A 13,836-nucleotide genomic window follows, 5' to 3' on the forward strand; every position below is an offset into this window, starting at 1 on the left:
AACAAGGTAACCGTAGGGGAACCTGCGGTTGGATCACCTCCTTATATTTATAAAATACTTTTCTACGTAGTATCTACATAAATTGTCTGATAATATGTTATTGTTTGTTTAGATGTTTTGACTTATTTAATTTTAAAATAGCCTGAATCGTAATAAATTGGATTTTTTGCTACTTTGCGAGCTAATAGATCACAACGGTTATTTTCTGAATGATTTGAATGACTTTTAATCCATTTCCATTGAATGTTATGATAATTAATTGCAGTATCTAGACGTTTCCAAAGATCTATATTTTTAACTAGTTTTCTATTAGTAGTTTTCCAATTGTGTTTTTTCCAATAATGAATCCAATTGGTAATACCGTAACGTACATATTGACTATCAGTGCTTAATGATATTTTATATGGTTGTTTTAATGTTTCTAGTGATATAATAGTTGCCATAAGTTCCATTCTATTGTTTGTAGTAAAATAATAACCAGCACTAAAAATTTCTTCATAACAATTATATTTTAAAATAAAAGCATAACCTCCAGGCCCAGGATTTTTAAGACAAGATCCGTCTGTAAAGATTTCTATTTCTTTATACATTATTATAATATACTCTAATTAGTTATTTACGATAAAAATTTTTATATATGAGAATTTATGACTATTATATGCAATCGTCAAATATTTTTAGATACTGAAACTACTGGCATCAATAAAAGTGGTATTTATTATGAAGGTCATAGGATAGTAGAAATTGGTGCTGTTGAAATTATTAATCGTCGTCCAACAGGTAATAATTTTCACAAATATTTAAATCCTGGTAGATCAGTAACGGATGAGTCATTTAAAATTCATGGTATTTCAAATGATTTTTTAACTAATAAACCGACTTTTAGTGAAATAGCTAAAGAATTGATTGATTATATTCGTGGTGCTGAACTAATAATTCATAACGCATTATTTGATATTGATTTTATAAATCATGAATTATCTCAATTAAAATTGGATATTAAGATCGAGAATATTTGTAATAATATTATAGATACTCTTAAAATGTCACGTAAATTATTTCCTGGTAAAAAAAATAGTCTTGATGCTTTATGTTTACGTTATAACATAAATACTAATAAACGTAAATTACATAGTGCAATACTAGACGCCCAGATGTTATCTGAAGTTTTTTTAATGATGACTAGTGGTCAATTATCTTTATCATTTGTGAATAAGGAAATTTTTTTTGAAAAAAAACATGTTAAAAATTTCAAACATGTTGCCAAAATTCCACCTTTGTTAGTTATTATGGCTAATGAAAAAGAAATGTTAAATCATGAAATGACTTTAGATTTAATAAAACAAAAAAGTGGTCTCTGTTTATGGAGAGGAGAATATAAAGTCACCATCAACAATAATAGCTATGAATGATTCTAAATCATACAATATCCCGTTTATTTCTTTCATGTTTATTTATAAAAACATTTATGCAAAAATTAACTTTCTTAAGTTTTAAATAATAACATTTATTGATTTATATTGAATATTTTTATAACAATCAATGTTATTTTAACAAAACAAATATATTATTCCATAGGTGAATTTATAATATTTTATTGATATAAAGATAATCTTAAGTTCATATTAGTAAAATACTAAGAGTTCTTTTTTAAAAATTAAAATTTATTACAAATTGTATAATAAATGTTATGTATCACGTTGGTATATTATTTGTAGTCATTGTAATTCAATAAACTTTTAGTTAGGAAGAAGTAATGTCATGAAATTAATTCAAGTAATTAATCCGAATACTAACAAAGATGTTACCAAATTTATTAATCAAATAGCTAATAAATTTAAATCAAATTACATTAATATTTCTGTAGTTTCACCAAATATAGGAGGGGTAACATCAATTGAAGGAAATTTTGATGGAACAATTGCCTCCATAGGTATATTAGATCAAATAAAAAATGGTAAATTGCAAGGTGCTCATGGTCATGTTATAGCCTGTTTTGGTGATCCAGGTTTACTTGCATCACGTGAAATAGCTATAGGACCTGTAATTGGAATGGCTGAAGCAGCTATGCATGTTGCTACATTGATAGCAACTAGATTTTCTATAATAACAACATTGCCACGCACAGTAATGATTATTAGACATTTATTACAACAATATGGATTTACAAAATATTGTGCTGCAATACATAATATTAATTTTTCAGTATTAGAATTAACTAAAAATAAAGAGCAAGCAAAAGAAAAAATAATGAAATATTGTATAGAGTCAAAAAATAATGATAGTGTTGGAGCTATTATTTTAGGTTGTGCTGCTATGTCTGATTTATCATCTACACTAACAAAAGAACTTGAATTACCAATTATAGATGGTATTAGTGCTGCAATTAGTATTGTTGAATCACTAATTAAATTGGGTTTCAATACAAGTAAGCATGGTGATTTAGATTTTCCTTCAAAAAAGGAATTGAGTGGTATATTTAAAAATTTTTATTAATTTATTTACTTAAATATTAACAAAAAATTTATTATGAATAATAAAATAAAAAACAAAAAACAAACTTTTGATCAAGATTATCCTCGTGATTTGATTGGCTATGCATCTAATCCACCTTTTGCTGATTGGCCACAAAAGGCCTACATAGCAGTACAATTTGTTTTAAATTATGAGGAAGGTGCTGAAAGTCATATATTACATGGTGATGATTGTTCTGAAAAATTCCTTTCTGATCTTATTAGTACTGATAGTTACACAGATCGCCATATGTCCATAGATTCACTTTATGAGTATGGTTCACGTGTTGGATTTTGGAGAATTCATAATGAATTTCAACAACGAGGATTACCATTAACAATATTTGGAGTATCTATGGCTTTAGCTAGGAATCATGAGGTAGTTAAAGCAATAAAAGAAGCTAATTATGATATAGTAAATCATGGATGGAGATGGATTAATTATCAAAAAATAGATATTGAAACCGAACGTAAACATATTAATAAATCTATTGAAATATATTTTGATCTATTTGGAAAGTTCCCAACTGGTTGGTATACTGGCAGAGATAGTCCAAATACGCGTAATTTATTAGTAGAACAAGGCGGATTTACTTATGATAGTGATTACTATGGAGATGATTTACCTTTTTGGATATATATAAAATGTCACAATAATACTTTAAAAAAACACTTAATTATTCCTTATACATTGGAATGTAATGATATGCGTTTTACATTACCACAAGGATTTAGTAATGCTGAACATTTTTTTATTTATTTAAAAGATACATTTGATATTTTATATACAGAAGGTAAAACTACACCTAAAATGATGTCGATAGGTATGCACTGCAGAATATTAGGTAGACCAGGAAAATTTAACGCATTAAAAAAATTTCTAGATTATATTCAGCATTATAAGTATGTATGGATTTGTACCCGTCAACAAATTGCAGACCACTGGATTAATATGCATTCTTGTTTTTGATAAAAAACAAATGTTAACAATTATACATCAGCATATTATTCAAACTAAAAATTTTTTATATTGTTTTATCATTTATACTTATTTGTGGCATAGTTAATCCTTGTTTTTCTAAAAAATATGCCGCACGTAAGGTTATTTCTTCTTTAAATGGAGCAGCAATTAGTTGAATGCCGACTGGTAGTCCATTTTGTGTTTTAAATGGGACAGTACAAACGGGCAAGCCTAAAAAGGAAATAGGTTGTGTTAACATACCAATACTAGATTTTGCTGGTAAAATATGCCCTTTAATATTAATATCTAGCTGACCTATATTAATTGCAGTACATGGTGTTGCTGGAGCAATGAATATATCAAAATGTTTAAAAAGAGGTAGCACTTGCTGTTGAAAATATCGACGAAAACGTTGTGCTTGTATATACCAATGACTTGGTATAATTGCTCCAGCTAATAAACGTTCACGTGAATTGTGTTCGAATTTTTCCGGTATTTGACGTAATGCGGGTAAATATTGATTACCACTTTCTCCAGCTGTTATTATAAATGCAGCAGAACGTGCTAATTCAGTTTCTGGAATCACTATCTCATCATTTGATTGTAATGCTTTACTTGCAATAAGCATTACCTTATAAACATCTTCATTACACCAATATGAAAAAAAACCTCCCAATGTAGCACATCTTAATTTTTTGTTGTATTTTTTTAAATGTAATAAAGTTTTTATTATAGGATAATCAGCCTGAAATGGGTCTTTAATATCTATCCCTTGTATATAATCATATACAATAGCTAAATCTTCTGCTCTGCGTGCAAATAAACCTATGTGATCTAAACTAGGAGCAAAAGTATGTACTCCACTACGAGATAATCTTCCAAAAGTAGGTTTTAGTCCAAAAATACCACATAATGAAGCGGGTACTCGAACCGAACCATTAGTATCGGTACCCAATGAAAAATGAATTAACCCTGCTGCTACGGCAGCAGCAGAACCACCAGAAGAACCACCTGCTATAAGTTTTAAATTATGTGGATTATGTGTAGTACCGTAATAACTATTTTCTGTAGTAAATCCATAAGCATAAGCATCCATATTTAACATGCCGGAAAGCATTGCACCTGAACTTGATAATTTAGATATAACCCAAGCATCATCTTGAGCTACAGGATGAGTGATAAATATACTGGCACCAGATATCGTAGTATATCCAGATACGTCAAATATGTTTTTAACAGCGTAAGGAATACCAGATAATAATGTTAATTTTTTACCTGTTTTATGTTTTTGATTTACTATTTTAGCCTCTTTTAAAATACGTTTTTTAGTAATTTCAGTCCAAGCATTTAATATTGGGTTATACTCTCGTATCATTTCGATAGTTTTATTTGCAATTTCATTTACACTGATATCACCATTCTGAATTGCACTATTTAAATTTAAAATTGACATGTTATTTAACTTCATGCTTTATACACTCCTGCAATAGACAAACGATCTTCTAATGGAAATGACATTAAAGGACTAGCAATATATTCAATGTATTTCATTTGTTTTATTAATTCAGAACGAATTGATTCATCTAAATTTAAATTCATTAAATATTCCATTTGAATTATATAATTTTTCCAATTGATATTATTATTCATTATTGAATCCTAAATTAAAAAATTATTTTTTTATTTCTAAAAACCTGAAGCACTACCATTACAACGTGGATCACTAGCTCCTTCTAATATACCGTTATTATGACGTACTATAGCTCCAGCATGACCAACTTCTTCACTAAAAGCAGGTAAGATTTCTATTTTATGACCTAAATATTCTAATTTTTTTACTGTATTCAATCCAAAACGTTTCTCTATTTTTAAAGAATCTGAAGAGTCTCCCCATGTTCTTCCAAATATCCACCTTGGCATAGTTATTGATTTTTGAAGTTGAATATTTTGAATTACATATCTAGCAAAGATAGTTGCTTGAATTTGAGGTTGACCATCACCACCCATTGAACCATAAACTATAATACGATTATCATGAAGTCTGGCAGCTGCTGGACTCAATGTATGAAATGGCTTTTTACCAGGAATTAATGATAGGATATGTTTAGGGTTAAGACTGAATGCAACACCACGATTATGCCAAATGATACCTGTATTTGGTATCACTACTCCACTGCCAAATTCATGATAAATACTTTGAATGAATGATACAGCTAGACCTTCTTTATCTATTGCGCCCATCCATACCGTATCATTAGGATAATATCCTCTATGATTCCAAATTGAAGCTTTTTTATCATCGATTTGATTAGCTAAGTTAATAAGATTTTCTTTACTAAGAAAAGTTTGAATATTTTTAATCATATATCTAGGATCTGTAATGTACTTGTTACGCAATACAAACGCTTTTTTCGTTGCTTCTACAATTCTATGTATTGTTTGTATTTTATCAGCATTAACCATATCTAATTGATCAATGATTCCTAAAATTAATAAAGATGCTAATCCTTGCGTTGGTGGCATGGTGTTCCATATTATCCCTTTGCTATGAGAAATATGAAATGGTGTATATCTCAAAGCATGATGTTGTTCAAGATCTTGAAGTGTAATTGGTATTTTAAGTTTTGACATTTGTTTTGCTAAGTAACGAGATAAATTCCCACGATAAAAAGTATCAATACCTTCTTCAGATATTTGTTTTAGTGTTCTTGCCAATTCTGGTTGTAAAAAACGACTGCCAACCTTAGGTATTTCTCCTTTAGATAAAAAAGTTTTAGCAAAACCAGGTTGTTTTTTTAGTTCTATAATTTTCATTTTAGTAGCATTAAATTGTGATGTAGTTACTGGTATTCCATCAATAGCATATATAATTGCATCATTTAATAAACTTGATAATGATATTAATTTAGATTTTTTTTTAAATTCTGAAGAAATACAAAGTGCTTCTTTCCAACCACTTAAAGTACCAGCTACCGTCAATGCTGCTTTTATTCCACGATTTGGAATAACAGAACAATTATTGTAAAAATTAATATTAGCTAAAGAACCGGCAGCACCACTTGCATCAATAGCTATTGGTTTACCTTGAGGAGGAACTATTAACCAAAAACCATCTCCACCTAATCCATTCATATGCGGATAGACAACCGACATAGTTGCAGCTGCGGCAACTATAGCTTCAATTGCATTACCACCTTCTTTTAATATTGTTAGTGCTGTTCCACTTGCTAGATGGTGAGGAGTAACTACCATACCCAATGAAGACATATTACTATAAATCATTATTTTTTATTTTATTAAATAACTAATATATTCACTGTAAACTAAAAATATTTTTTTTAGAAGTAAATATATATAAAACATAGTATTTATTTTATATATATTTATTATTTTTTAAATAATAATTCTTAATTAGTGAATTATTTGGTGAATTATGATAATGGATTTATATGTAAGTTAGTAAAAAACTTTGTATAAACTAATTATTATTTTTAAAAAAATATAAAATCAAATCAATTCATTTTGTATTTAGAACATTATATTTTATTGTAGTTAGTTAATATTAGTTTGTTTTGTAATTAATGATCATCACACAACATATTTCTAAAATATATACAATGATAAATATTTAACGGAAAACTAAATATGGATATCACTCAATACCAGCAAATTAATTCACCAAAACGTTTACTCATGGGACCAGGACCTATAAATGCAGATCCACGTGTTCTTCGTGCCATGTCAAGCCAATTAATAGGTCAATACGATCCTGCAATGACTAATTATATGAACGAAGTTATGATACTTTATCGTAATTTATTCCAAACAGAAAATCGTTGGACTATGTTAATTGATGGAACATCAAGAGCAGGTATAGAATCTATTTTAATATCTACAATTCATCCAGGAGATAAAGTACTCATTTTAGTTTTTGGTAGATTTGGGCATTTACTATGTGAAATTGCGCGTCGTTGTCATGCAAAAATTTACACTATAGTAGTTCCTTGGGGAGAAATTATTATACCTGATAGAATAGAAGATTCTATAAAAAAAATTCAACCAAATTTACTACTTACAGTACATGGAGATACATCAACTACCATGTTACAACCTCTAAAAGATATAGGTACAGTATGTAAACAATATAATGTATTATTCTATGCTGATGCTACTGCATCATTAGGTGGTAATTTATTGGAAACTGATAAATGGAATTTAGATGCGGTATCTGCCGGAATGCAAAAATGTCTTGGTGGTCCTTCAGGTACTTCACCTATTACTCTAAGTTCCAAAATAGAAAAAATAATTCGAAAAAGAAACTGCGTAGAAGAAGGTATTAGAACAGACAAGCATGAAAATGGCTGTAATGAAATGATATATTCCAATTATTTTGATCTTGGAATGATAATGGATTATTGGAGTCCGCAACGTCTTAATCATCATACTGAAGCCACTACAGCTCTTTATGGAGCTCGTGAATGTGCACGTATTATTTTACAAGAAGGACTTTATAATAATATTCTTCGTCATAAAATACATGGTGAGGCTATGTTAGAAGGAATAAAAGGCATGGGTTTAGAAATTTTTGGCAATATAAAATATAAAATGAACAATATTTTAGGAGTAAAAATTCCATCCAGTATTAATGGTGATCAAGTAAGAAAATTGATGCTAGAAGATTTCTCAATTGAGATAGGAACCTCTTTTGGTCCATTGGAAGGCAAAATATGGCGTATCGGCACCATGGGTTATAATGCCCGAAAGGATTGTGTAATGCAAACTTTATCTGCATTAGATGCTGTATTGAATCATCTTGGATATCTTACAGTACAAGGAGCTGCATTACAAGCTGCATGGAATTATTATGAGAATAAATAATGATAAATATTAGTGAAGCTAAAATATCTGCAACTCGTATTATGTCTCGCTGTGATGAACTAGCTAAAATAACATGTGCAACATCTGGAATCACGAGAGTTTATTTATCTAAGGAACATTTAATTGTTAATCAATTAGTTGGTAAATGGATGAAAGAAGCTGGTATGTCAGTTTGGCAAGATGCAGTAGGTAATATTTGTGGTCGTTATGATTCAAATATTATCGATACACCAGCAGTTATTTTAGGTTCACATTTAGATACAGTAAAAAATGCTGGTCGTTATGATGGTATATTAGGTGTCTTAAGTGCTATTGAGATAGTATATTGGATGAATAAAAAACATATTGTTTTGAAATTAGCAATTGAAGTAATTGGATTTTGTGATGAAGAAGGTACTAGATTTGGCATAACTCTTCTTGGTAGTCGTGGTATTACTGGTACTTGGGAAAGAAAATGGCTTAATTATACTGACAATAATGGAATTACTATACATCAAGCTATGATAAATTTTGGTCTGCATAGTAACAATATTAAAAATGCAGCTAGGAATATAAAAGATATTGTTGCGTATATTGAATTACATATAGAACAAGGTCCTTGCTTAGAAAAAGAAAATTTATCTCTTGGTGTTGTGAATAGTATAAACGCAGCTAGTCGTTTTAATTGTAGATTTATAGGAGAATCTGGACATGCTGGTACAGTACCAATGTCTTATCGTAAGGATGCTCTTACTGCCTTTGCTGAATGGATAATATTCCTTGAATACACTACTGTTAAACAATATCCTCAATTAGTAGCTACAGTAGGAACTGTAATCTGTAAACCTGGTACAACAAATGTAATTCCTGGAACAGTAGATTTTTCATTAGATATTAGAGGTCCTCAAGATATACTTATAGAATCTTTGTCTTCTATCGTTTTTGAAAAAGCTAAACAAATTGCTAAATGCAGAAATTTGTTTTTTGAATACAAAGAATTTTATAAAACTTCTGAAACAATATGTGACATTAACTTACAAAAAGTTTTATGTTATGCAGTAAAAAAAGTTCAAGGAAGCAACTTATTGTTATCAAGTGGAGCAGGCCATGATGCAGTTGCTATCTCTAAATGTTGGCCAGTGGGTATGTTATTTATACGTAATTATCGTGGTATTAGTCATCATCCGAAAGAATTAGTTAACATAAATGACATAATATTAGCTTTACAAGCTTATTCTGAATCAGTATGTAAATTTATTGAAATAAAAACAAATAATTTAATGTAATTACAAATGCTTGTATCAATTTTTATTTTTTATGTAAAAATAATTATATATTAGTAATATAAATTACTTGCTGATAAGTATATAGTGATTTTTATTATATATCTTTTATTATTAATATTAAATAAATATTGTATTATTAATGCTACATATTTTTTTATTTAATTACTTAATATATAAATTATATTTATCTAGTAAAGTTAAATCGAAAATACTATACTGGTCTAGTATGTACTTTTTTTAAGTTTATCTTTATTTAAAAAACATCCGCTAGTTAATAAATATTAAATCAAAATTATTTACTTGCTAAGTTTAGTACTTTTATCATTGGAGTATTAAATTAATCTACTAAATATTATTATAATGTGATTTTAATATATAATATTAATTTTTTAAGAAAAAAAGATAAGTTAATTTATCTTAAATAAAAAATAAATCTTTAGTTTTTAAAAAATATAAAAACTAAAGATTTACTTATTAATAAATTATTAGTTCTTTAAACTTGTGTATTATTACTGCAATAAGCTAAATATGTGAATACTCTGATATTTAGTCATTCCTTTATAGATGTGTTAGTATATTTAAATAATACGTACGTAAAAGTAATTTCATATAGGGAATCAGCATGCATCATCCAACTCCATTGATTAATACTATTGTAGGTGCATTTATTTTAGCTTTTATCTTTGGAATGCTAGCAAATCGTTTAAGAATTTCTCCTCTAGTAGGTTATATAGCTGCTGGTGTAATAGCTGGTCCATTTACTCCAGGTTTTGTTGCAGACATTAATTTAATACCTGAATTAGCAGAATTAGGAGTAATTTTATTAATGTTTGGTATTGGTTTACATTTTTCTTTAGTAGATTTGCTTGCAGTAAAAAATATAGCTATTCCTGGAGCCATTGCTCAAATTACTATGGCAACCATATTGGGGATAGGTTTATCTTGGCTAATAGGTTGGTCATGGATAACTGGCTTAGTATTTGGTTTGTCGTTATCAACTGCAAGTACAGTAGTACTGATGCGTGCATTAGAAGAAAGAAAAATAATTAATACTCAAAGATGTCAAATTGCTATAGGTTGGTTAATCGTTGAAGATATAGTAATGGTACTTACGCTAGTATTACTACCCACTATAGCAAGTATATTAGAAAAAGGTAATACAAGTTTTAGTGTATTAATAATAGATTTTTTACTAACAATAAGTAAAGTTATTGCTTTTATGGCATTAATGATGATAGTAGGACGTCGTGCTATACCTTGGATTCTTGCCAAAAGTGCTGCAACAGGTTCACGTGAATTATTCACTTTAGCGGTTTTAGCACTGGCATTAGGTATTGCATTTGGTGCTGTTAAATTTTTTAAAATTTCTTTCGCACTCGGTGCTTTTTTTGCTGGTATGGCACTTAATGAATCGGAATTAAGTAATCGTGCAGCCCATGATACTTTACCTTTAAGAGATGCATTTGCTGTTTTATTTTTTGTTTCTGTAGGTATGTTATTTGATCCAATGATTTTAATTAAACAACCAATAGCAGTATTAGGATCATTAGTTATTATTATAGTTGGAAAATCATTGGTAGCTTGGACATTAGTTATAATGTTGGGTCATTCACGTAAAACTGCTTTAACAATTGCGGTTAGCCTAGCACAAATTGGTGAATTTGCATTTATTTTGACTGGGCTTGGTATTTCTTTAGGATTGTTGAGTGATGAAGTGCGGAGTTTAGTATTAGCAACAGCTATTCTTTCGATAATTATTAATCCGATGCTTTTTACTTTAGTGGAAAGCTATTTAGATAAAATTAAAAACATAAAAAAACAACATGTGGAAAAAATCAATGAAAAAGAAAAACAAGTGCCAGTAAATATTTGCAATCATGCAGTAATTATAGGTTATGGTCGAGTTGGAAGTATAGTAGGAAAAAAATTAAATGATATTGGAATACCATTAGTAGTAGTTGAAAATTCTCTTCCAATGGTTGAATCTTTAAGAAAACAAAATATCAATGCTGTTCTTGGAAATGCTACTCGAGGAGATATTATTAGCTTAACTAATTTAGATTGTGCACGATGGTTGTTACTGACCATTCCTAATGGATATGAAGCAGGAGAAGTAGTTACTATAGTTAGAGAAAAATATCAAAATATTGAAATTATAGCAAGAGCTCACTATGATGATGAAGTAAATTATATTATGGATAGAGGTGCTAATCAAGTAGTAATGGGTGAAAGAGAAATAGCTAATAGTATGTTACAAAAGCTTAAAGATGATATAGATAACAAATAATTAAAAAAATTAATATAAAAATTCACTTACTAATTGATACATCATGTCAATGTGTGTATTTTCAGTATTTAAAGCAGGAATATATTCAAATCTTTCTCCACCAGCATTTATAAAATAATTTCGATTACGACTATTCAATTCTTCTAACGTTTCTAAACAATCAGAAGAAAAGCCAGGACTTATTACTTGAATATATTTTATTCCTTTTGAAGGTAAAGATTTTATTGTTGTATCAGTATACGGAGTTAACCAAGGTTCATATCCGAAACGAGATTGAAAAGTAAATATAAATTGTTTATCATTTAATCCAAGTGCTTGAACTAAAGCATTTGTAGTATCTAGGCAACGTTGATAATAATCATCACCTTCATTCACTAAACGCTTTGGAATACCATGATATGAAATAACTAATAAATCTGGTTTGCCATATTTTTTAAAAGAACGCTTAACACAGATCTTAAGTGCATTAATATAAGCTGGATGTTCAGCATAATCCCTAATAAAGCATATATCTGGTAATGACTTATAATTTTTGAAAACTTTACATATACCATCCCATACTGCAGCTACAGTTGCAGAAGAAAATTGTGGATATAACGGTAATACTATTAATCTATTTATTTTTTGTGCAATTAACTTATCTATTGAGTGTTTTATGCTAGGATTACCATAACTCATTCCAATTTCTACTGGTAAATTAACAACCGAAGCCAGGGCATCTCTCTGATTTTTGCTATATACCATTAATGGTGATCCTTCTTTTCTCCAAATAGATCTATACATTTTTGATAAATGTATAGATCTAAATGGTAAAACAATAAAATTTAAAACAGGCCACCAAATAAATTTTGGTATATTAATAACACGTTTATCACTTAAAAATTGTCTTAAATAACGTTTAATAGCTGGTCTAGTTGGTGCATCTGGAGTACCTAAATTAACTAATAATATACCTGGATTATTTTTTTTCATTTAGTACCTAATAATTTTATAATATTTACTAATCAAATTAAACTTATACAATAATTATTTATTATCTTACAAAAATTTTGATTTATCTAATATTTTAGTTAATTGTGAATGTATTTCATATACTTTTTTAGTACCATCTATTCTATAATAAGAAATATTACCTAATTGTGATTCTTTGACATAATATTCAATTAATGGAGCCGTAATTTTATAGTATTCTTTAAGTCTATTAAATACTACTCCTTTTTTATCATCTTTGCGAATTTTTAATTGTTCACCAGTTATATCATCTATATTTTCTAACTTAGGTGGATTGAATAATACATGATAGACACGTCCAGATGGTATGTGTACTCTACGACCTATTAGTCTTTTGATTATCATATCCTTAGGAACAATAAATTCTAAGACATTATCTATTTTAATATCTGCTTCTTTCATAGCTTCTGCTTGAAAAATGGTACGAGGAAAACCATCTAACAAAAAACCATTTTTACAATCTTTATGATAAATGCGATCTTTTACTAGAGAAATGACTATATCATCAGTAATTAGTTTCCCCTGATCCATAAAATCTTTTGTTGATTTTCCAATATTTGTATTTTCATTAACTAACTTTCGTAACATATCTCCTGTAGAGATTTGAGGAATACTATATTTTTTTACAATAAATTGAGCTTGAGTACCTTTACCGGTACCTGGAGCTCCTAGCAAAACAATACGCATTACGCTAATCTCCTTAACACAGTTAGATAATATTACGATTTATAAAAATATAATTAAAACATATAAAACTTATCTTGAATTATAATAAAAGCAAGGTATTTTTTCATTTATAATAGTTAGTTTTTTTAGTTTGATTTTATGATAAATAAAACGTTTATTGCTTTCAAACTATTTAATAAAAAAATTTTAATTTATTCAAGTTAACACAAATAAAAAAATCACTGTATTTTAATA

At 28.4% G+C, this 13,836-nt stretch carries 12 protein-coding genes; 6 read left to right on the forward strand and 6 right to left on the reverse strand.

What is annotated here, in order from left to right; translation table 11 throughout:
- Positions 1-122: 122 nt before the first annotated feature.
- Complete coding sequence (gene rnhA / locus CRV12_RS03205; protein ID WP_136131203.1) at positions 123-590, reverse strand: ribonuclease HI; 468 nt, start codon at positions 588-590, stop codon at positions 123-125.
- 57 nt (positions 591-647) lie between these two features.
- Between rnhA and dnaQ the strand changes: the two genes are divergently transcribed.
- The 3 genes from dnaQ (at position 648) to puuE (ending at position 3,483) form a co-directional block, all read left to right on the forward strand.
- On the forward strand, positions 648-1,412 hold the full coding sequence (gene dnaQ / locus CRV12_RS03210; protein WP_136131204.1) for a DNA polymerase III subunit epsilon: 765 nt from the start codon (positions 648-650) through the stop codon (positions 1,410-1,412).
- Positions 1,413-1,761: 349 nt separating this feature from the next.
- Positions 1,762-2,496, forward strand: a complete 735-nt coding sequence (locus CRV12_RS03215) for an aspartate/glutamate racemase family protein (protein WP_136131205.1) — start codon at positions 1,762-1,764, stop codon at positions 2,494-2,496.
- 33 nt (positions 2,497-2,529) lie between these two features.
- Positions 2,530-3,483: an allantoinase PuuE gene (gene puuE / locus CRV12_RS03220; RefSeq protein ID WP_136131206.1), complete on the forward strand. Its 954-nt coding sequence runs from the start codon at positions 2,530-2,532 to the stop codon at positions 3,481-3,483.
- Positions 3,484-3,538: 55 nt separating this feature from the next.
- On the opposite strand, the gene CRV12_RS03225 is transcribed toward puuE, so the two are convergent.
- Genes CRV12_RS03225 through CRV12_RS03235 form a run of 3 tightly spaced genes read right to left on the reverse strand, consistent with a single transcriptional unit; the run spans position 3,539 to position 6,756 of the window.
- On the reverse strand, positions 3,539-4,942 hold the full coding sequence (locus tag CRV12_RS03225; protein ID WP_136131207.1) for an AtzE family amidohydrolase: 1,404 nt from the start codon (positions 4,940-4,942) through the stop codon (positions 3,539-3,541).
- The gene (gene hpxX / locus CRV12_RS03230) at positions 4,939-5,124 is read right to left on the reverse strand and encodes an oxalurate catabolism protein HpxX (protein ID WP_136131208.1); all 186 of its coding nucleotides are present in this window, start codon (positions 5,122-5,124) and stop codon (positions 4,939-4,941) included. The genes CRV12_RS03225 and hpxX overlap by 4 nt, the downstream gene beginning before the upstream one ends.
- 36 nt (positions 5,125-5,160) lie before the next feature.
- Positions 5,161-6,756: a gamma-glutamyltransferase family protein gene (locus tag CRV12_RS03235; RefSeq protein ID WP_136131209.1), complete on the reverse strand. Its 1,596-nt coding sequence runs from the start codon at positions 6,754-6,756 to the stop codon at positions 5,161-5,163.
- Between the two features lie 363 nt (positions 6,757-7,119).
- Here CRV12_RS03235 and CRV12_RS03240 point away from each other — a divergent pair, with 363 nt between their 5' ends.
- The 3 genes from CRV12_RS03240 to ybaL all read left to right on the forward strand — a co-directional run bounded on the left by CRV12_RS03240 (position 7,120) and on the right by ybaL (position 11,904).
- Positions 7,120-8,352, forward strand: coding sequence for a pyridoxal-phosphate-dependent aminotransferase family protein (locus CRV12_RS03240; RefSeq protein WP_136131210.1), 1,233 nt, complete (start codon positions 7,120-7,122; stop codon positions 8,350-8,352).
- The gene (hpxK, locus tag CRV12_RS03245; RefSeq protein ID WP_136131211.1) at positions 8,349-9,617 is read left to right on the forward strand and encodes an allantoate amidohydrolase; all 1,269 of its coding nucleotides are present in this window, start codon (positions 8,349-8,351) and stop codon (positions 9,615-9,617) included. The genes CRV12_RS03240 and hpxK overlap by 4 nt, the downstream gene beginning before the upstream one ends.
- Before the next feature lie 622 nt (positions 9,618-10,239).
- Entirely contained in the window at positions 10,240-11,904 is a 1,665-nt protein-coding gene (gene ybaL, locus CRV12_RS03250) for a YbaL family putative K(+) efflux transporter (RefSeq protein ID WP_136131212.1), read from the forward strand.
- 9 nt (positions 11,905-11,913) lie between these two features.
- Here the strand turns inward: ybaL and hemH are convergent, their stop codons facing one another.
- Entirely contained in the window at positions 11,914-12,876 is a 963-nt protein-coding gene (gene hemH, locus CRV12_RS03255; protein ID WP_136131213.1) for a ferrochelatase, read from the reverse strand.
- Positions 12,877-12,942: 66 nt separating this feature from the next.
- On the reverse strand, positions 12,943-13,602 hold the full coding sequence (adk, locus tag CRV12_RS03260; RefSeq protein WP_136131214.1) for an adenylate kinase: 660 nt from the start codon (positions 13,600-13,602) through the stop codon (positions 12,943-12,945).
- Positions 13,603-13,836: the final 234 nt, after the last annotated feature.

It is taken from the genome of Candidatus Pantoea edessiphila, assembly GCF_002933315.1.
Lineage (GTDB): Bacteria > Pseudomonadota > Gammaproteobacteria > Enterobacterales > Enterobacteriaceae > Pantoea_C.